Raw genomic sequence first — 18,873 nt, 5'->3', positions numbered from 1 at the left:
AGAGGGACCGCAATGCTGTTCGGATGTGAAGGGATCAACCTGTCGCTGGGCGGCAGGCACATCTTGAAAGATGTCGCACTGACCGCCCAGCCCGGAGAGATCCTCGGGCTGGTGGGGCCGAACGGGGCGGGGAAAACCTCCCTTTTTGAGGTGCTGTGTGGGCGCTATGTGGCGGATACCGGCAAGGTGATGCTGGATGGCCGCGATGTGACGGCGCTGCCCTTTCACAAACGCACGCGGCTGGGGTTGGGGCGGACATATCAAAGCCCTGTCGTGCCTGCGTCCCTCACTGTCGGAGAGACGTTTCGTGCCGCGCGCAAAGCCTATGCCCCGGCCTTAAGCAAACATGATGCCGAATGGGCCGCGCGGCTGGTGCATCTGCACGTGCCATGGGGCACCCCGGCTGCGTCTCTGGGCGCGTTTGAGCGGCGCAAGCTGCTGCTGGCCTGTCTAATGATGCGCGGGCCGAAGGTGATCCTGATGGACGAACCCGCCTCCGGCCTGATCAACGCGGAGATTGATGAGCTGGACCTGATCATGCGCACCTTGGTCGATGAATACGACATCGCGCTGGTGTTGATCGAGCATCGGCTGGAGTTGCTGTCGGCGGTGGCGGACACCTGCATCGTACTGGATCTGGGCGAGGTAATTGCCAGCGGGGCACCGGGCAATGTCTTCGAAAACCCCCGCGTCAGAGCCGCATATTTCGAGGGACAGGATGCCTGAACTGTTGGAAATCGAGAAGCTGTCGGCGGGCTATGGTCCGCTCCGCGTGCTGCATGAGATCGACATGACAGTGCGCGCGGGCGAACGGCTGGGGCTGGTGGGCCTGAACGGGCACGGCAAGACGACGCTGATCCGGGCGCTGACCCATATGTCGGGCTGGCAGCAGGGGTCGATCAAACTGGACGGCAAGGAGATCGGCGGCGCGCGGTCGCTGGGAGCCGGACGTCGCACGCCGGGGCTGGTGCGCATGGGGATCGGTGTGGCGCCGCAGGGCGATGCGATCTTTCCGGGATTATCAGTGCGCAAACATCTGGAGTGTGGCGCGTTCTCAAAGCTTGCGTGGCGGGAGCGGAAGGGGCGGATCGACCGGATCTTTGACATTTTCCCGCCCCTGCGTCCGTTGGAACATGCGCTGGTCGGCAAGTTGTCGGGTGGTGAACGGCGCATGGTGTCGATTGGCCGGATGCTGATGACCGAAGCGCGGCTTTATCTGATTGATGAGCCGTCGCTGGGGTTGGCACCGAAGATTTCCCATCGGGTGATGGAAGCGCTGTGGGACCTGCCGGTGGAGGGTGCGATGATCATTGCGGAGCAGAACGTGGCACTGCTGACGGGCCGTGCGGACCGGATGATCGGCATGCACGCAGGCCGTTTGCGCGGCGACGTTGGCCATGTGGCGCTGAACTGATGGACCTGGGTCTGATCATATACGCGCTGAACCTGTCGGCGATCTACGCGCTGATGGCGATTGGCATTTCGATCCTGTGGTCGTCGGTGGGCATCATCAACATGGCGCATGGGGCGACCTTTGCGGTGTCGGGCTATGCCGCGTGGCTGGTCACGGGCGTGATGAAACCGGTGATTGCGGATATTCTGGGCAATGGCGGTCTGGCGACCTTTGCGATGGCGGGGACGCTTGTCGGGTCTGCGCTGGTTGCGGGGGCCTTGTGCGGGGTGGTGATTTACCTGCTGGCGTTCCTGCCGATCCACGACAAACCGAACTTTCAGGTGCGCGCGCTGATCGTGACGCTGGGCCTGAACATTGCTGCGGTGCAGGGGCTGCTGTGGACGTTTGGGCCGCGCAATCAAGGGCTGCCGAAGATCTTCGGCTTTGGCCGGTGGGAGGTCTGGGGCACCAAGATCAGATACGATCAGGCAGGCACGATCATCGGGGCCGCGATCATCATGACATTGACGCTGGCGTGGCTGCGCTATTCCCGGCGCGGGCTGGAAGTGCGCGCGATGATGCAGAACGCGGAAGGGGCGGCATACTCCGGCATTTCGCGACAAGTAACGGCACTGCCTGTGTTGATGCTGACAGGCGCATTGGCTGGCATGGCGGCGGCGCTCCTCAGTCAGACGATTTTCGTCAGCCCCACGGCAGGGGTGATCCCCCTGGTCAAAGGCCTGACAATCGCCCTATTGGGCGGATTAGGCTCTGTTCCCGGCGCGATGATCGGCGCGCTGCTGGTGGGGTTCCTTGAAGCCATTGTCGGCGCAATTCCCTTCCTCGGCCAGCGCTATGTCATGTTCGCCACTTTCCTCTTTATCATTGCCGTCCTGATCATCCGCCCGCGCGGCATCGGCGGCCTGTTGGATGACACCCGCGAATGAGTGAGAAACGTTTTCATAAAGTCGGACGCAGGCCCTATGAGCTACGGCTGACCCCCGATGGCAGTGCCGAGCGTGCGCGCGGTCGGCTGCCCGGCACCAAGCGGCACTGGCTGCAATGGCGTGACGTGCACAACCCCAAGACGCTGAGGCGTGAGCGGGTGCTGGTGGACAAAAAGCCACTGTGGTGGGTGATTGGCCTCAGTTTTCTGGTGATCATAACGCCGTTCCTGCCGAACTCACTGATTTCGGTTGTGTCGATCTTTTGTGTCTATGCCTCGATCAATGTGCTGTGGACGCTGATCATCGGGACGGCGGGTATCTTCTCGCTGGCGACTTTGGCCGTGGTCGGGGCGTCGGGGTATATCGCCGCTGCCGCCAATGTCTATCTGGGCGTGCCATGGCCCTTCATGTTGCTGATCGGGCCGCTGGCCGGGCTGGTGTTTGGCGCGGTGCTTGCAGCACCCTCGACGCGGCTTGATGGTCTCTATTACGCGCTTCTGACCATGGGTGTGGCTGAGATTTGCCGGGTGTTCGTCATGCAATTGCGCCCCCTGACCGCAAGCGGTGGCGCGATCACCAATGTGGACAGTTTCATCCCCGAAGACTGGTTCCTGCAACGCCCCGGCCTGCTGCTGGGGTTCGCGGGGGCGTTCCTTTTGCTGCTGGGTGCGCTGCTGGTCTGGCGGCTGGTGAATTCCGAACGGCTGGGGATGCTGTTGCGGGTGGCCAAAACCAGCCGGGAGGACGAAGCCTTTGCCGAAGCCATCGGCATTGATTTCCGCCGCGCGCGACTGCTGGTGTTTGTGATCTCATCGGCGGCGCTGGGCGTCGTGGGAGCGTTCTATGCGATGTATTTCCGCTCCATCTCGCCGCAGATTTTCTCGCTCGATCAACTGCTGCTCTTGTTCGCGATGATGGTGATTGGCGGGCTGGGCCGGGCCGAAGGGGCGGTGATTGGCGCGGCAGTGGTGACGATCATCGACAAGGGGCTGATCACGCTGGGGCCGCCGCGGATCATTCTGGTGGCGCTCATCATGATTGGCGTCACGATTTTTGCCCGCGAAGGGCTGACCGGCGCCCGCGACCAATTCCGCGATTTCCGCAAGCGCAAAGCCGGGGAGCGGCGCGCGGGACGGACCGACAAGGGAGGTGAAGCCATGCCTGAAGAAGCCACCGACGTGCACGACAAGCAGGAGCTGTACTATCGCCGCTTCAACAAACGACTGCGGGACCGGTTGAAAGAGCTGATCACGCCGGAGCTGATCGAAGAGCACAAGCGCGATCCGCTGGGCCACCATTCCGATGCCCTGTCGCGGGTGCTGAACTACTTCCGGCGGGGGGAAATGGCGGACAAATACGTGATCCACCGCATGATCCCGGCGGAGGAGAAGTTTCGCATCATGGCGGTCTCCGGCCAGCGTGGGATGCCGCCGCGTGTGGTGGATGACCGTGAGTATACCGACATCAAGGACGCCTATCATGCGGTGTTCCTGCTGCGTGTGAATGACCTTTTGGAAAGCTGACCCATGACGGACGTAAGACTATTCGGGTATTCGGACCCGCTTGCCGCACAGGCGGGCAAACCGATTGATTTCATGGTTTCGGCTGAGGGGACAACGCAGGCCAGGGCGGAACTGGTGCGGCTGGTGCATGGGGATTTCAACCCGGATGGTCCGGGGTTCATCGAGGAAGTGGTGCAGGCGGATATTCCCGGCACGCTGGATGTGCAGCGGCAGTACACGCAGAACGGGTCGTTTGCGCGGGTGGATGATCCGGGGGATGTGCTGGCGCCGGAGGGGGCGTTTACGGTGCATGCCTTCATCTGGCCGTCGATGCCGATGGCGGGGCGGCAGACGATCATGGGGCGCTGGTCGGTGCATGAGGCGACGGGATATGCGCTGGGCATCAATGCCGAAGGCAAGCTGGAATTCTGGGTGGGCGACGGCGCCAAGGTGGATCAGGTGGTGGCTGATGCGCCGCTGGTGCCGAAGGTCTGGGTGCTGGCCGTGGCGAGTTTTGATCCCGCGACGGGTGAAGCGCGGTTGCGGCAGATTGATGTGCAGAACGCGTGGAATTCGCACATCGGACCGGTGGTGCCCTATGACCATAACGCCCATGTGGTGGAGACATTACGGGTGAAGCCCACCCACGCCGATGCGCCTTTCCTGATTGCCGGCGCGCATGAGCATAACGCCAAGCGCGGGGCCTTTGTTTCGACCCTGTATAACGGGAAAATCGACCGCTGCGGGGTTGTCGGGCGGGTATTGAGCGCCGATGAAATGGCGCAGATTGCCGAAGGCGAGGTGCCTGCGGACCCGCTGACCTATTGGGATACGACCGCCGGATACACCGACCGTGGCATATCGCCGGATATTCAGGACACAGGCCCGAACGGGCTGCATGCGGTGGGCGTGAACCGGCCCATTCGCGGGATGACCGGTTGGAACTGGCAGGGGCGCGATGATTGTTATCGATTGAACCCCGCGCAGTTTGGCGGCGTGGCTTTCCATGACGACGCGCTGACCGATTGTGGGTGGTCCCCGACGGTCAACTGGACACCGCCTGCGGATTTCCGGTCGGGCGTCTACGCGCTCAAGATCACCGCCGGTGACGCGGTGGAGCGGATCCCGGTGATCATCCGGCCTGACAAACCGCGCGCCAAAATCGCGGTGCTGATGTCGACCTTTACCTATCTGGCCTACGCCAACGAACACCTCAGTTTCGAGGCGCAGATCGCCCAGGCAATCGTCGCGCATACGCCCGTCATCTCGGGCGAGGATCTGGAGTACAACAAGCTACAGGAATTCGGGTTGTCGACCTATGACCATCATACTGATGGGGCGGGCGTGTGTTACTCAAGCTGGAAGCGGCCGATCATCAACATCCGTCCGGGGTATCGCATGGCGGGGATGAACTTCCCCTGGGCGCTGCCTGCGGATCTGTCACTAACGTGGTGGCTGGAGCATGCGGGATACGAGTATGACCTGATCACCGACCACGATCTGGACCGCGAAGGGGAGGCGGCATTCGCGCCCTACAAGACGATCATCAACGTGACCCACCCGGAGTATTATTCCGAAACCATGCTGGACGGGACGGAGGCCTATCTGAAGAGCGGGGGCCGTGTGATGTATCTGGGCGGCAATGGGTATTACTGGGTGACGGCCTCCTGCCCGGATGATCCGGCGTGCATTGAAGTGCGCAAGCTCGATGTGGGATCGCGCGCCTGGCAGGCGGAAGCGGGGGAGGGGTATCTGGCCTCTACCGGGGAACGGTCAGGGCTTTGGCGCTCACGCGGGCGGCCGCCGCAGAAACTGGTGGGTCTGGGGTTCACAGCGGAAGGGATGGACCGGGCGGAACCGTTTGAGCGGATGCCGGACAGTTTCCACAAACGCGCGGCCTGGATTTTTGACGGGATCGGAGATGAGGAGCTGATCGGTGATTTCGGTCTTGCGCTGGGTGGCGCGGCGGGGGTCGAATTGGACCGCTATGATCTGGCACTTGGCACACCGCCGCACACGCTGCTGGTGGGATCGTCGATCAACCACACGGACAATTATCCGCTGGTGTCCGAAGAAATCACCTATGCCTTTCCGGGGCGCGGCGGCTCGCAGGACCCGCAGGTACGGGGCGATATGATCTACTTCACCACCGCCAATGACGGCGCGGTTTTTGCCGCGGGTTCCATCAGCTGGAGTCAGGCGCTGCCCTGCCATGGCGGTGAAAACAACGTCGGGACCATCATGCGCAATCTGCTGGACGCTTTCACAAAAGATGGCGCTTTGCCCGGTTCCGCATATACTGGAGAGGAGAAACACTGGAGGTAGTAGCCTTTCTGGGGGGCATCCAATGTACACCAACATGAGCGAACTGTCGGCGTTTGTGGTGAAACTGAACGCACGGGCGCAGCAATCCGGCATGACCGATCTGGTCAATTGGGCAGTGTCCAATCTTGCGGATGTGCTGGGATATGACTGCGCGTGGTACGGCTGGGCGCATGTGCAGCAACGCGGCACGACCATCCACGCCAGTTCTGTCTACAACCTGCCCAAGCATTATTACGACACATGGACCGGGGTCGCGCATCAGGACCTTCTGGTCGAACAATTCATCGAAGACCCGACCTGCGTGCCGACCTATGATCGGTACGGCAACGCGCAAACGGATGGGATGGAGACGCTGTCCGATACCTTTGGCCTGCGCAAGATGGCCACCGCGATGTGTCTGCGCCGGGACCGGACCGCATCCTTTTATATCTCCGCTTATCGCGGCGGGCAGCACACCGGGGGGTGGACGCGGGGCGATTGTGAATTCCTGCAATGTGCGGTGGACAACATCTCTGCCGCTGCCCGGATTGCCGCCAAGAATGACCTGCCGGCAAGTGATGCGCAGACCGCCGCGGTTTTCCTGAGCCGCCATGGTGCGACGATTGTCGGCCTTGATACGATGCGCGACCGTTTTGGCCATCTGTGGACCCGCAGCGATGGGGACCGGGTGCCCAAGTGGTTGGCCGATTACGTGGATCAACCCGGAGAGCATATCCTGATTGATCAGGAACTGGTTGCCACCTGTGAGCCGCGGATGTCGCGGGAGGGGTTGTCGTTGCAGAAGGTGTCTTTGCGCCCCCTGCGTAAGTTCGACCTGTTGACCGGGCGCGAACGGGACGTGGCGCATGTGCTGGCCAGTGGCAAAAGCCACAAGGAAACCGCACGGATCCTTGGGGTGGCCCCATCGACCATCCGCAACCAGACCCAATCCATCTATGGCAAGCTGGGCATCGACAACCGCGCCAGTCTGGCCAAACACGTGCCTGTCTGACCTTCGCCGTTGACCTTTGGTCTGCCAGAGGATTGAGTCCCCCGATGTTTTGAGGACGCATTGATGGACAGCACCCTATTCCTTGCTTTCATGGCCGCCACGCTGGCGATTGTCGTCACCCCCGGCCCGTCTTGCGCGCTGGCCTCCAGTCAGGCGCTGAAATACGGGCCAAAGGCCGCGCTGGTGACGGTGATGGGTGATGCGCTGGGATCGGTGGTGCATATCGTGATCGCGGTGATCAGCCTTCAGGCGTTGTTGAGCGTTGCCGGACAGGTCCTGCCGGTGCTTCAGGTGCTGGGCGGGATGTATATCCTCTATCTTGCCTATAAGTCCTTCACCGATGTGCCCCATGCCGCGGTGGGAGCGGGCCAGATGCGGGGCTATGGGCATGCTTTTCTGAGCGGTTTCTTCGCCTGCGTCAGCAACCCCAAGGCCATCGTCTTTTTCGCGGCACTCTTTCCCGGCTTCATCGCGCCCGATCTGGATGTCGTGTTCCAGTCACTCGTCTATGGCGCGATTTTCGTGCTGCTGGATGCGGCGTCGATCATTGGATATGCGATGCTGGCAGTGATGGCCGTGAACTCACGCTATGGTCAGCGGATCAATATCAACAAGCTGAGCGGTTTTGGATTGTTTGGCGTCGGTGTGCTGCTCCTTTTCAAGGGCGTGCGTGATATACGAACGGCCTGAGCATTGCACCAACACCATCGCAGAGAGCACCACGCGCCATGACATCATTAAGCCTCGGCCTGATTGCTGCTTTGTGCTGGGGTCTGCACGATATCACCATCCGCTACCTGAGCCGCACGGTGCCTTTGATGGCAGCACTTCTGGTGGTGCTGACCGTGGGGGCCGTGTTCCAGACCGGCGTGTTCCTGAGCCGGGGGGAGGGGTTTGCCGTCAGCAGTGCCGCTGCGGGATATGCGGTTGGCGCCGGACTGGCGTTTCTGGCGGCGAGCGTGGGGCTCTATTTTGCTTTTGAACGCGGGCCGGTGCGGTTGGTTGCGCCGATCATTGCGGGCTTTCCGATCCTGTCGATTACCTTTGCCGTTCTGGGGGGCAGCACCATCTCCCTGCTGCAAGCCGCAGCGGTTCTGGCGATTGTGTTCGGTGTCGGGATTGTCGCGGCCCTGTCCGATCACAGTGACGAAGCGATCCCGCCCATCGGTCCGACCATTGCGCTGGCTGCGTTTTCGGCTGCGGGTTTCGCCAGCACGTTCAAGCTGGGTCATATCGCCGCCGAACTGTCGGGAGAATTGCCAACCACCCTTGTCACCCGTTTGACCGCACTGGGCGTGTTGCTGGCCTTTCTGCTGGCGCGCCGGATGCCGCTGTGGCCGGGACGCACCGCAATGGTGCCGTTGTGCGCGATGGGGTTGCTGGACGGCGTCGCGCTGCTGTCGATCATGTCCGCTGCGGCTTTGCCGCATCCGGAATACGCTTCTGTGGCGTCATCCCTGTTCGGAATGCTGACGATTCTGCTGGCGTGGATTCTGCTGAAGGAGCGGATGACCATGTCCCAATGGGGTGGTTGTCTGATCGCGTTTGCCGGTGTCGGCTATCTGGCATCATAACGCAGGGTAGAAATTTCGGCAGAATCCTGACGCCACGGCAGATGGTGAGCAAATATCCGCCATTTGCTGAGCAATACACCGCCGAAAACCATCCCCTTGCGATCCGGACCGGCATGTCCGTTCGATTTTTTCGATAGCATAACCATATGATTTATATCCTTTTTATGGAATATTTTGATTTTTCTCCAAAATACATGTGAATATTCTGAACCTTTTCCCCCGTGCAGCCGACGTACTATTGTAACGAGTGCAAGATGTTGCCGGGGGATCTCTTTTTGGCCAGTGGGCGTGTATGTGCTCGCTGGCCTTGTTTCCCCGGTTATCTTTGAAGTCGCGTGGGGCGGCTGCGTTATTACTGGGGTACACGAACGGGCTATGGACCGGCTGATCCAGATGGAAGCGTTCGCGCAAGTGGTCGATCAGGGAGGGTTCTCTGATGCCGCTAAAAAGATGGGTATCTCCAAGTCCGCCGTCTCCAAACATATCTCCTGTCTTGAGGCCCGTCTGGGCGCGCGTCTGTTGAACCGGACCACCCGCCGCGTCAGCCCGACGGAGATCGGCACAGCCTATTACCGCCGCGCCCGTCAGGTTCTGAGTGATGCAGATCAGGCGGATGCGCTGGTGTCCTCCATGCAGTTCGAACCGACGGGTCTGTTGCGCATCAGCGTGGCCAGCGATCTGGGCCGCAGCCATCTGATGTGCGTGCTGGAACGGTTTCTGGCCGCCTATCCACAGGTAAACATTGAACTTGAGCTGAGCGTGGGAGACGTGCCGCTGATCTCTGGCCACTTTGATCTGGCGATCCGCACCGGTGCGATGCAGGACAGCACGCTGCTGACGCGCAAGCTGGCCACGGCCAGCATGCGGGTTCTCGCCAGTCCGGCCTATCTTGAGCAACACGGACGACCTGAAACGATCGATGCGCTGAGCAATCATATCCTGCTGACCCATATCGGCCATCAGGACGTGGGCGGCTGGAAACTGCACCCGCTCAAAGGCAAGACCATCCATGTGCCGCCCAAGGGCTCGCTTGCGATCAACGACGGTCAGACGCTGCTGGATGCGGCGATCAATGGCTTGGGGATTGCGTATCTGCCGAGCTACGTCTTTGCCGATGCGCTGGCGGCCGAACGGGTGGTTGATATTTTCCCCGATCTGGCGCTGAAACCGCAGGACATTCATGTGCTATATCCGTCAGGCCAATTCATGCAGCCGAAAGTGCGCGCGTTCATCGATGCGCTGGCCGCGGCGTTCACTGACAAGGGACCTGACACGTGGTGAGGGAATTTCCCCGCTGTCACAAACTTGCGATTCGCGTGTAAATACCGCAACCTCTTGATATACGACTTTTTTTGAACAGTATTTTGACGGCAAATTGGAATGAGCGCAGACCACGGATTTCTCATGCGCCAGATCGCCACTGGTGATCAGGCAGCCTTTGCTGCGCTGTATCAGGCGCTCGAAGGGCCGACGCTCAGATTTATTCGGTCAAAAATGAACGATCCGCATGAAGCCAACGACATACTTCATGAAGTGTTTATGGAAGTCTGGCGATCAGCTGGGAAATTTGAGGGGCGCTCCATGGTCAGGACCTGGGTCTTTGGCATTGCCTACCGCAAGACGGTAGACGCTTTCCGCAAGCGCGGGAAGGTGGAGACGCGCGACGAATTACCCGAACAGATCGATCCGGCAGATGCCGCAGACATGACGTTGAATGCCCGGCAGGAAGCTGTGCATTTGAAGTCATGCCTGAACGGGCTTTCTGAGGAACAGAGGCTGGCCATATCGCTCGCCTACTTCGAGGACATGACCTATGATGAGATCGCCGAAGTGGCAGGCGTGCCTGCCGGGACGGTTAAATCAAGGGTCTTTCACGCCAAGAAACTGTTGGCTGCCTGCATGCGCAGCCGGATCGAGAGAGCCGCAACATGACCCTGCTGGACCAAGAAGAAATTGACGCGCTGCTGGTGTTTCACGCCAATGGCACCCTGAACACCCAAGAGAGGGAGAAGGTGGAAACCGCACTGGCGCGGGATCCTGACCTGTCAGATGACCTGTCGCTCCTTCAGGCCCTGCGTGCCGAGATGCAGGAGGAGGCGCTGCCCTCTGCCGGGATGCTGGCGCAGCAGCGGCTGATGGCGGCCGTGAAACGCACATCGCAGGATGTTCCGGCCCCGGTTATGGAACCACAGGCGCGCAAGACCTCATGGCCGATTGCCCGTATGGTCGCCGTTCTGGCGGTTGCAGCACTGGTTGGTCAAAGCGTATTTGTCTGGCGCGGGGCAGAGGCGCCGGGCTATGAACTTGCATCCAGTGGTGCAGTAGGCGACCTTCTGGTCGCGTTTCAGCCAGGTGCGACGGAAGAAATGATTCGCGAGACGCTGCTGTCATTGGACCTGCAGATTGTCTCTGGCCCGTCTTCTTTGGGGCTGTACCGTCTGAGCAGCGGTGAAGAACAGATTGGCGTGCAGGCGCTGGCCGCCCGGAATGACGTTTTTGAAAGCGTGGAGAATGCGAGCGAATAAGGCCAACATAAGCACGGCGGCGGCCCTTGGGTCCTGTCTGTCGGTCCTGACATTTTTGTCAGGGCCGTTTTTGCTGTTTGGCTCTACGGCTGCGTCCGCACAGTTTTCGAGTGAAGAACCCCTTGTGATTCTCGCCAGCGTCTCCGTCGGTGGGGGTGACAACGGCGGCGGTTCTGGTGGGGATGGCACTGGCGGTTCTGGCGATGGGACTGGCGGCACTGGTGGTAACGGAGATGGCACCGGTGGAACTGGCGGTAGCGGCGATGGCACCGGTGGAACTGGCGGTAGCGGTGACGGCACCGGTGGAACTGGTGGCAATGGAGATGGCACTGGCGGAACTGGCGGCAATGGTGATGGCACCGGCGGGACTGGTGGTAACGGTGATGGTACCGGCGGGACTGGTGGTAACGGTGACGGCACTAGCGGCACGGGCGGTAACGGAGATGGTACCGGAGGCACAGGTGGCAACGGTGATGGCACCGGCGGCACGGGTGGTAACGGAGATGGCACCGGCGGCACGGGTGACAACGGTGATGGTACCGGTGGCACTGGCGGTAACGGCGATGGCACCGGCGGCACGGGTGACAACGGTGATGGTACCGGTGGCACTGGCGGTAACGGCGATGGCACCGGTGGGACTGGCGGCAATGGTGATGGCACCGGCGGAACTGGCGGTAGCGGTGACGGCACCGGCGGCACGGGTGGTAACGGCGATGGCACTGGTGGTAACGGAGATGGCACCGGCGGCACGGGTGGCAGCGGTGATGGCACTGGTGGAACTGGTGGCAACGGTGACGGTACTGGTGGCAATGGCGATGGCACTGGCGGGACTATTGGTGACGGCGTCGGAGTCGGCGGAAATGGCAACGGCACCGATGGAAATGGCACCGGCGGCAATGGCAGCGGCACCGGCGGCAACGGGGGGCAAGAGCCGGAAGGTGAAGGCCCCGACGGGCATGATCAGGGGCAAGGGCAGGGTGTGCTTTCTGCCGGCGGTGGACCGGACGCAAATGAAAACCCAACACCCCGTCCTGGCCGTGTAGAAGGTGCAGCACCGTCTCAGGTGGACCGTGGCACGCGCTCCCGCACGCGCAGCGAAACGGGTGGCCCCGTTGTCACCGTGCGCGGCAGCGGAAACCCGGAAGTTGTGGTCATCGGCCCCGCGCGGCAGGCACAGGCGGCCGTAGATGCGCTTGCGCAAGTTGGCGCGCGGTTCCTGCGGACCCAGCGTCTGGGCAGCATGGGGTTGCAGGTGTTGGTCTTCGAATACCCACGGGGCCGACAGATTGCCGCGATCAACGCGGCCCTGAATGCCGCAGCGCCTGACATGGATGCGGCCTATCACAACATCTACGAATTTGCACAATTCGCCCCGCGCACCTATGCGCCTGCGCTTGTGGCGCCCGGCGCGACAAACGGGTGCCGTCTGCCCCGATCCGTCCGGATCGGGATGATCGACGGCCCTGTAAACACCAACCACCCGGCGCTGGCAGGGGCAAAGGTTCGGACCCATTCCCTGCTTGATGCGCGCGAACGGTCGGTCGGTACCGCCCATGGCACCGGCGTTGCGGCGCTGATGGTCGGCGAAGACCCGCGCGGCTATTTCTCTGGCTTCGCGCAGGGGGCTGAGCTGTTCTCTGTCGCGATCTTCACCAGCCGGCTGGGGGCGGAGCGGACGAGCGTTGAACGCATCGCAGGGGCGCTGGACTATCTGCTGGCCCGTGACGTGCGGCTGATCAACATGTCCTTCACCGGCCCCAACAACAACGTTCTGCGCATCGTGCTGGAAGCCGCCTCTTCTGCCGGGGCTGTGATGGTCGCAGCGGTCGGGACGGACAATCTGCCCGGTGGCTCCCTGCCTGCGGCCTCCGAGTTCGTGATTGGTGTCACCGCCATTGATTCCCGCCTGCGCAGGTTCAGCGCGGCCAACCGCGGCCCACAGGTGGAATTCGCCGCCCCTGGTGTGGACCTTTATGTGGCGAAGGGCCGGCGCGGTGGCTATGCGACAGGCACCTCTTTTGCGGCACCCATCGTCACGGCACTCATCGCTGACATGGTTGCACGCGGGACCCGCGGCCTGACACAGGTGCGTGCCCGCCTGCGGGCCAACGCGCAGGATCTGGGCGACCGGGGCCGCGACAACAGCTTTGGTCACGGCCTTGTCCGCGCCTCCAACTGCTGATCGGCGCTTTCACAAAACTTTCGCAAATTTGATACGTTTCTGAAATTGCACCCTGCGACACCCCGGCCAGACATCAGGGGGTGCAGGCATGCTGACGATCACGGAACTGACCAAGACCTACGGCACCAAAGATGCCGTGCAGCGCGCCAGCCTGCAGGTCGACAAGCCCACGATGATCGGCATCATCGGGCGTTCGGGCGCAGGGAAATCCACCCTGCTGCGCATGCTCAACCGGCTGACCGATGCCACATCGGGCGCGGTGACCTTTGAAGGCCGCCCGATCACCGCGCTGACTGGTGCAGACCGCCGCAAATGGCAATCCGAATGCGCGATGATCTTCCAGCAGTTCAATCTTGTGCCGCGCATGGATGTCGTCTCAAACGTGCTGCATGGCACGCTGAACAAACGCTCCACCCTTGCGACGCTGTTCAATCTCTACCCCGACGCAGACGTGCACCGCGCCATTGATATCCTCGACCGTCTGGGCATTGCCGAACACGCCCCCAAACGCGCCGAAGCGCTGTCAGGTGGCCAACAGCAGCGCGTCGCCATCGCGCGCGCGCTGATGCAGAACCCCAAGATCATCCTTGCCGATGAACCCATCGCCTCGCTCGACCCGATGAACGCGCAGGTGGTCATGCAGTCCCTCCGCCGCATCCACGAAGAGGATGGCCGCATGGTCATCGCCAACCTGCACACGCTGGATACCGCGCGCCGCTATTGCGACCGCGTGGTCGGCATGCGGGACGGGCGAATCGTCTTTGACGGCACCCCTGAACAACTCACCACCGGTGTGGCGCGCGACATCTACGGCGCGGACGCCTCCTTCTCCGAAGCCGCGACATCAACCCAGATCGACACGCTGGAGCGTGAGACGGCCTGACCGGAAAATTCGACCCTAAACAAGCAAAAGAGAGACGACATGAAACAGATCCTTGCGGCCGCATTGGCCACAACCGCCCTGACTGGCACCGCATTCGCCGCTGATATCACCGAATTCCGCATCGGTATCCTGGGTGGTGAAAACGCGCAGGACCGGATGAACTCCTATGAATGCCTGCGCGCCTACACCGAAGACGCACTGGGGGTTGAGGCCAAACTCTTCGCCCCGGCCGATTACAACGGTGTCATTCAGGGCCTGCTCGGCGGCACGCTGGACATGGCATGGATGGGCGCGTCTTCCTACGCTGCCGTGCATATCCAGAACCCCGACGCGGTGGAGCCTGTGCTGGTCAAGATCAACCTTGATGGTTCCTACGGCTACCACTCCATCGGGTTCGCGCGCAAAGACAGCGGCATCACCTCGCTGGAGGCCATGCAGGGCAAGGTCTTTGGCTTTGGTGATCCGAACTCCACCTCCGGCTATCTGATCCCGTCGATTGAGATCCCCCAGACCACGGGCGCCAGCATGGACAGCGGCGACTACTTTGGTGAGGTGAAGTTCACCGGCGGGCATGAACAGACCATCGTTGCGGTGAACAACGGTGACGTTGATGGCGGCGTGACATGGGCCGATGGGCAGGGCGCATGGGAAGACGGCTACAACTCCGGCGCGCTGCGTAAGGCGGTGGATGCGGGTCTGGTCGACATGAACGATCTGGTGGAAATCTGGCGCTCCAAACCGATCCCCGAAGGGCCAGTGGTGCTGCGCACCGAACTGCCAACTGAGGTAAAGGCCAAGATGACCGCGCTGGTGGACGGCCTCTATGAAGCCGACCCCGATTGCGCCTACGGCGTCGCGGCAGGGGACAGCCTTGGTTTCGACCCGATCACCCATGACGCCTATGTTTCCATCGTCGAAGCCCGCAAAGCCAAGTCGAACTGAACCATTTCAATAACGTGTCGCAGGTCCCGGTGCGCCGGGGCCTGCAATTTGTATTCGGGGGCACCATGGCAGAACTGACAGCAACCGGCGACAGCCGACAGGGGATCGAGGCTGCCTATATGGCCCAGATGCGCCACAAGCGCATATTGAACCTCATTGGCATTCTGATCTTCGCGGCATTGCTGATCGGGGGCTTTCAGGCCGCTGACAATCGAAACGCCGGCGGTTTCTGGGATGGGTTGCCCAATGTCCTCGACTTCCCCGGTGATGTTCTGAGCGAAGCCTGGGAGCGGTCCCAACTGCTGCCGGGTTACTTCATCAAGTACCTGCCGTCCCTGTTAGAGACGATAAACATCGCCGCCGCTGCCACGCTGATCGGCGCGCTGATCGCATTTTGTATGGCTCTTCTGGCCACACGCGGCCTTGCCCCCGCCCCATGGCTCATCGCCCCGGTCCGCCGCACGCTCGACATCCTGCGCGCGGTGCCGGAGATCGTGATCGCCCTTGTGCTGATCTTTCTGCTGGGGGGCGGTCCGGTGCCTGCGATGATCGCCATCGCGCTGCACACCATCGGCGCGCTGGGCAAGCTGTTTTCCGAAGTGAATGAAAACGCCTCACTGCAACCGGTGGAAGGGCTGCAATCCACTGGTGCCAGTTGGATGCAGCGGATGCTGCTGGGCGTTGTGCCACAGGTCGCGCCCAACTACCTGTCCTACGCGCTCCTCCGTTTTGAGATTAACATCCGCGCCTCCGCCATCCTCGGTTTTGTGGGGGCAGGCGGCATTGGCTATGACCTGCGCAACACCATGTCCTGGGGACAGGGGAAATTCGACGAAGCCGCCGCGATCTTCCTGCTGCTCTTTGCGACCATCGTGATTGTCGACCAGCTGTCTGGCGTTGCGCGCAACCGACTGACCCATGGCAAGGCCTTTGCCGACAAGGGGGCCGTGATATGACCACTGCCGTGCTGAAATCTGACACCACCGCGCTGTTCCGACGCAAGCGGCTGGGCACGCTGGCATGGCCGGTGCTGATCGCTGCTTACATCGTCTACGTCTTCTTCGCCTTCGACGTGCCCGGTCTGGCTGACCGCATCAGCGTCAAGAACATGCAGACGCTGGTGGCCGACAGCTACAGCTACAAAACCCACGTCACCCGCGACAACCGCTCTGCCGAGGTGTCCATCGCCATCGAAGGGGAGCGCAAAGGCGCATACGCCCCCGGCACATCGCCCGATTGGGTGGCTTTGGGAGAGGAGACGGTGATTGATCTGGGAGAGGGCCATATCGTGACCTTCGGGCCCGACACGGTCAGCTACAACATCCCCGATTACGGCCTGATCACCGCGCAACCGGGCAGCAGCGGTGTCAACGCAACGCTGCCCACGGGTCAGACCCCCGACTGGATCAGCGCCTCCAAGAACCGCATGGCGATCACCACGGATGCGGGCCGTCTGACCATCACCCGGAACCGCTCCGAAGTGTTCAAGTACTCCGGTGGTTGGGAACTGTTCTTCTTCACCCTCGACAGCCCCTACCACGGGATGTCCTTCGGCCAGTTGGTCGGAACGGGTGAATACGCCGCGATCTGGCAGGACTTCTGGCGCAACAAGATGTGGCGGCACTACGATGTGGCATGGGCGCTGTTCGAGACGTTGCTGATGGCGTTCCTCGGCACCTTTGGCGCTGCCCTCATCGCCTTGCCGCTGGGCTTCGTCGCGGCCCGCAACTTCAGCCCGCTCGGCAGTCTGCGTTTCGCTGCGCGTCGCCTGTTCGATTTGCTGCGTGGGGTGGATGGGTTGATCTGGACCATTGTCCTCAGCCGCGCGTTTGGTCCCGGACCGCTGACCGGGGCGCTGGCCATTCTGCTCACGGACACCGGCACTTTCGGCAAGATCTTCTCCGAAGCGTTGGAGAACGTCGACGGCAAGCAGATCGAAGGGATCACCTCCACCGGGGCCAAACCCCTGCAACGCTACCGCTTTGGCGTCATCCCGCAGATCACCCCGATCCTGCTGAGCCAGGTGCTCTACTACCTCGAATCCAACACCCGTTCCGCCACGATCATCGGCGCGATCACCGGGGGTGGTATCGGTCTGCTGCTGACGCAGGCCATCGCCACGCAGAAGGATTGGGAGGAGGTCAGCTACTATATCATCCTCATCATCCTGATGGTGATGGCGATGGATACCCTCTCCGGCTGGCTGCGCCGTCGGTTGATCAAAGGCACGTAATGCCCCGTCTTAGAGCCGAAACACCCTTTCTCCACCCCGATTGCGACGTGACGGAGGACTGCACCTTCGGCGCTTATGTCGAACTGGGTCGGGGCACGCGCATGGCGCACAACAGTATGGGCGACTACGCCTATTGCGACCGCTACGCTGACATCGCAAACGCTGAGATAGGCAAATTCGCCAACATCGCCAGCTATGTGCGCATCGGCGCCACAGACCACCCGATGGACAAGGCCAGCCAGCACCACTTCCATTACCGGTCCGCAGATTACTTCGATGACGCAGAGCGTGACGCCGCGTGGTTCGCCCACCGCCGCAGCCGCCGCGCGCGGATCGGGCATGACACGTGGCTGGGCCACGGCGCGCAGGTGCGGCCGGAGATCACCATCGGCCATGGCGCCGTTGTTGCGGGAGGTGCCATCGTGACCAAGGACGTGCCGCCTTACATGATCGTTGCTGGCATCCCCGCAACACCCCTGCGGGCGCGGTATGACGACAAGACCGCCGAGCGCATGATGGCGCTTGCGTGGTGGGACTGGCCGCACGCCAGGCTGCGCACAGCCCTTGAGGATTTCCGCACCCTCAAGGCCGAGGCGTTTGTGGAGAAATACGCCGGCTAGTCCTCGCTCAGCGTCAGCGTGACCCGGTCCCCGGCAAACCAAGTATGGCCCAACTCCACCGGGATGCCATCCAGATCCACGTTCACACCGACCGACCGCAGGATCGGTGCGCCCTGCGGGATGCGCAGATGCAGGGCCTGCATGGGCCCCGCGAGTTTCGCAGTGAGCCGCGTTGACGCGCGCGTGTAATCCTCAACCCCGGACAGCGCCAAAGCCGCCGTGACAGACCGCGTTTCGCGCAGATACGCAGGCAGGTTGGGGAAGGGGGCGGCGGGGAACACGCTGCGAAAGACCGCCATCGGCGCGCCATCCGCCAGCGACAGGCCTTCAAGCACGTGTACCTGCATATCAGGCTCTAACTTGAGCAGTTTACGTTCCTTGCCGCCAGCGGCCCGTGTTTCAAGGGACAGGATCTCCTTGGCGGGTGTGCGCCCTGCGGCCAGCACGTTCTGATGAAACCGCACCCGTGATCCGATGGGATAATCCGTGGGCCTGGTGGCCACAAACACGCCCGCACCGCGCCGGGCATGCACCAGCCCGGCCTCCGCCATCTGTCCCAGCGCGCGCCGGACGGTGTGCCTGTTCACCCCAAACCGCGCGGCCAAAGCAGCCTCCGTCGGCAACTGGTCTCCGGGCGCATATTCGCCCCCGGCGATCTGCTTGGTCAGGATGGCTTCAATGGATTTCCAGATTGGCGTGCGGGGCATCTGTTACAAAAATTTCATCTGCAAAAGGATTGCGTTTCGGCGGGCGCTC

At 61.9% G+C, this 18,873-nt stretch carries 19 protein-coding genes; 18 read left to right on the top strand and 1 reads right to left on the bottom strand.

The genetic code is table 11. From position 1 onward, the window contains the following. Window positions 1-12: 12 nt before the first annotated feature. The 18 genes from Q1A91_RS11760 (at window position 13) to Q1A91_RS11675 (ending at window position 18,117) form a co-directional block, all read left to right on the top strand. On the top strand, window positions 13-726 hold the full coding sequence (locus tag Q1A91_RS11760) for an ABC transporter ATP-binding protein (protein WP_299877161.1): 714 nt from the start codon (window positions 13-15) through the stop codon (window positions 724-726). Further along, the gene (locus Q1A91_RS11755; RefSeq protein WP_299877158.1) at window positions 719-1,414 is read left to right on the top strand and encodes an ABC transporter ATP-binding protein; all 696 of its coding nucleotides are present in this window, start codon (window positions 719-721) and stop codon (window positions 1,412-1,414) included. The genes Q1A91_RS11760 and Q1A91_RS11755 overlap by 8 nt, the downstream gene beginning before the upstream one ends. After that, window positions 1,414-2,340 carry a branched-chain amino acid ABC transporter permease gene (locus tag Q1A91_RS11750; RefSeq protein WP_299877155.1) on the top strand — a complete coding sequence of 309 codons (927 nt, stop codon included), beginning with the start codon at window positions 1,414-1,416 and terminating at the stop codon, window positions 2,338-2,340. The genes Q1A91_RS11755 and Q1A91_RS11750 overlap by 1 nt, the downstream gene beginning before the upstream one ends. Continuing rightward, on the top strand, window positions 2,337-3,863 hold the full coding sequence (locus Q1A91_RS11745; protein WP_299877152.1) for a branched-chain amino acid ABC transporter permease: 1,527 nt from the start codon (window positions 2,337-2,339) through the stop codon (window positions 3,861-3,863). Before Q1A91_RS11750 ends, Q1A91_RS11745 begins: the two co-directional genes overlap by 4 nt. Window positions 3,864-3,866: 3 nt before the next feature. Further along, window positions 3,867-6,167, top strand: coding sequence for a N,N-dimethylformamidase beta subunit family domain-containing protein (locus tag Q1A91_RS11740; RefSeq protein ID WP_299877149.1), 2,301 nt, complete (start codon window positions 3,867-3,869; stop codon window positions 6,165-6,167). Between the two features lie 22 nt (window positions 6,168-6,189). After that, window positions 6,190-7,158 carry a LuxR C-terminal-related transcriptional regulator gene (locus tag Q1A91_RS11735; protein ID WP_299877145.1) on the top strand — a complete coding sequence of 323 codons (969 nt, stop codon included), beginning with the start codon at window positions 6,190-6,192 and terminating at the stop codon, window positions 7,156-7,158. A gap of 63 nt (window positions 7,159-7,221) precedes the next feature. Further along, complete coding sequence (locus Q1A91_RS11730; protein ID WP_299877142.1) at window positions 7,222-7,848, top strand: LysE family translocator; 627 nt, start codon at window positions 7,222-7,224, stop codon at window positions 7,846-7,848. Between the two features lie 38 nt (window positions 7,849-7,886). Further along, window positions 7,887-8,732 (top strand): DMT family transporter, encoded by an 846-nt coding sequence (locus Q1A91_RS11725; protein ID WP_299877139.1) that lies wholly within the window; start codon window positions 7,887-7,889, stop codon window positions 8,730-8,732. 375 nt (window positions 8,733-9,107) lie between these two features. Further along, window positions 9,108-10,013: a LysR family transcriptional regulator gene (locus Q1A91_RS11720; RefSeq protein WP_299877136.1), complete on the top strand. Its 906-nt coding sequence runs from the start codon at window positions 9,108-9,110 to the stop codon at window positions 10,011-10,013. Between the two features lie 99 nt (window positions 10,014-10,112). Continuing rightward, the gene (locus Q1A91_RS11715) at window positions 10,113-10,664 is read left to right on the top strand and encodes a sigma-70 family RNA polymerase sigma factor (protein ID WP_299877134.1); all 552 of its coding nucleotides are present in this window, start codon (window positions 10,113-10,115) and stop codon (window positions 10,662-10,664) included. Beyond that, window positions 10,661-11,257, top strand: coding sequence for a hypothetical protein (locus Q1A91_RS11710; RefSeq protein ID WP_299877132.1), 597 nt, complete (start codon window positions 10,661-10,663; stop codon window positions 11,255-11,257). The genes Q1A91_RS11715 and Q1A91_RS11710 overlap by 4 nt, the downstream gene beginning before the upstream one ends. A 149-nt stretch (window positions 11,258-11,406) precedes the next feature. After that, complete coding sequence (locus Q1A91_RS11705; RefSeq protein WP_299877130.1) at window positions 11,407-12,300, top strand: hypothetical protein; 894 nt, start codon at window positions 11,407-11,409, stop codon at window positions 12,298-12,300. A 20-nt stretch (window positions 12,301-12,320) separates the two neighbouring features. Next, window positions 12,321-13,439, top strand: coding sequence for a S8 family serine peptidase (locus Q1A91_RS11700; RefSeq protein ID WP_299877127.1), 1,119 nt, complete (start codon window positions 12,321-12,323; stop codon window positions 13,437-13,439). Window positions 13,440-13,527: 88 nt separating this feature from the next. Next, the gene (gene phnC, locus Q1A91_RS11695; RefSeq protein WP_299877124.1) at window positions 13,528-14,322 is read left to right on the top strand and encodes a phosphonate ABC transporter ATP-binding protein; all 795 of its coding nucleotides are present in this window, start codon (window positions 13,528-13,530) and stop codon (window positions 14,320-14,322) included. Between the two features lie 39 nt (window positions 14,323-14,361). Next, on the top strand, window positions 14,362-15,264 hold the full coding sequence (phnD, locus tag Q1A91_RS11690) for a phosphonate ABC transporter substrate-binding protein (protein ID WP_299877121.1): 903 nt from the start codon (window positions 14,362-14,364) through the stop codon (window positions 15,262-15,264). A 65-nt stretch (window positions 15,265-15,329) separates the two neighbouring features. Next, window positions 15,330-16,220, top strand: coding sequence for a phosphonate ABC transporter, permease protein PhnE (gene phnE / locus Q1A91_RS11685; RefSeq protein WP_299877118.1), 891 nt, complete (start codon window positions 15,330-15,332; stop codon window positions 16,218-16,220). After that, complete coding sequence (gene phnE / locus Q1A91_RS11680) at window positions 16,217-17,497, top strand: phosphonate ABC transporter, permease protein PhnE (RefSeq protein ID WP_299877115.1); 1,281 nt, start codon at window positions 16,217-16,219, stop codon at window positions 17,495-17,497. Before phnE (Q1A91_RS11685) ends, phnE (Q1A91_RS11680) begins: the two co-directional genes overlap by 4 nt. Then, window positions 17,497-18,117 (top strand): chloramphenicol acetyltransferase, encoded by a 621-nt coding sequence (locus Q1A91_RS11675; RefSeq protein WP_299877112.1) that lies wholly within the window; start codon window positions 17,497-17,499, stop codon window positions 18,115-18,117. The genes phnE (Q1A91_RS11680) and Q1A91_RS11675 overlap by 1 nt, the downstream gene beginning before the upstream one ends. On the opposite strand, the gene phnF is transcribed toward Q1A91_RS11675, so the two are convergent. Then, window positions 18,114-18,824, bottom strand: coding sequence for a phosphonate metabolism transcriptional regulator PhnF (gene phnF / locus Q1A91_RS11670; protein ID WP_299877109.1), 711 nt, complete (start codon window positions 18,822-18,824; stop codon window positions 18,114-18,116). The two genes, Q1A91_RS11675 and phnF, sit on opposite strands and share 4 nt — an antisense overlap. Between the last annotated feature and the right edge of the window lie 49 nt (window positions 18,825-18,873).

This window comes from uncultured Sulfitobacter sp. (assembly GCF_947500075.1).
In the GTDB taxonomy this organism is placed as follows: domain Bacteria; phylum Pseudomonadota; class Alphaproteobacteria; order Rhodobacterales; family Rhodobacteraceae; genus Sulfitobacter.
This window is presented reverse-complemented; position numbering and strand designations above follow the sequence as displayed.

Bases quoted from the DNA above. Each gene is read 5' to 3' on its own strand.
- Q1A91_RS11675 (WP_299877112.1), top strand. From the start codon at position 17,497: ATGCCCCGTCTTAGAGCCGAAACACCCTTTCTCCACCCCGATTGCGAC.
- phnC (WP_299877124.1), top strand. From the start codon at position 13,528: ATGCTGACGATCACGGAACTGACCAAGACCTACGGCACCAAAGATGCC.
- Q1A91_RS11725 (WP_299877139.1), top strand. From the start codon at position 7,887: ATGACATCATTAAGCCTCGGCCTGATTGCTGCTTTGTGCTGGGGTCTG.
- phnF (WP_299877109.1), bottom strand. From the start codon at position 18,824: ATGCCCCGCACGCCAATCTGGAAATCCATTGAAGCCATCCTGACCAAG.
- phnE (WP_299877118.1), top strand. From the start codon at position 15,330: ATGGCAGAACTGACAGCAACCGGCGACAGCCGACAGGGGATCGAGGCT.
- Q1A91_RS11750 (WP_299877155.1), top strand. From the start codon at position 1,414: ATGGACCTGGGTCTGATCATATACGCGCTGAACCTGTCGGCGATCTAC.
- Q1A91_RS11740 (WP_299877149.1), top strand. From the start codon at position 3,867: ATGACGGACGTAAGACTATTCGGGTATTCGGACCCGCTTGCCGCACAG.
- Q1A91_RS11735 (WP_299877145.1), top strand. From the start codon at position 6,190: ATGTACACCAACATGAGCGAACTGTCGGCGTTTGTGGTGAAACTGAAC.
- phnE (WP_299877115.1), top strand. From the start codon at position 16,217: ATGACCACTGCCGTGCTGAAATCTGACACCACCGCGCTGTTCCGACGC.
- Q1A91_RS11745 (WP_299877152.1), top strand. From the start codon at position 2,337: ATGAGTGAGAAACGTTTTCATAAAGTCGGACGCAGGCCCTATGAGCTA.
- Q1A91_RS11710 (WP_299877132.1), top strand. From the start codon at position 10,661: ATGACCCTGCTGGACCAAGAAGAAATTGACGCGCTGCTGGTGTTTCAC.
- Q1A91_RS11760 (WP_299877161.1), top strand. From the start codon at position 13: ATGCTGTTCGGATGTGAAGGGATCAACCTGTCGCTGGGCGGCAGGCAC.
- Q1A91_RS11730 (WP_299877142.1), top strand. From the start codon at position 7,222: ATGGACAGCACCCTATTCCTTGCTTTCATGGCCGCCACGCTGGCGATT.
- Q1A91_RS11715 (WP_299877134.1), top strand. From the start codon at position 10,113: ATGAGCGCAGACCACGGATTTCTCATGCGCCAGATCGCCACTGGTGAT.
- Q1A91_RS11720 (WP_299877136.1), top strand. From the start codon at position 9,108: ATGGACCGGCTGATCCAGATGGAAGCGTTCGCGCAAGTGGTCGATCAG.
- Q1A91_RS11755 (WP_299877158.1), top strand. From the start codon at position 719: ATGCCTGAACTGTTGGAAATCGAGAAGCTGTCGGCGGGCTATGGTCCG.
- phnD (WP_299877121.1), top strand. From the start codon at position 14,362: ATGAAACAGATCCTTGCGGCCGCATTGGCCACAACCGCCCTGACTGGC.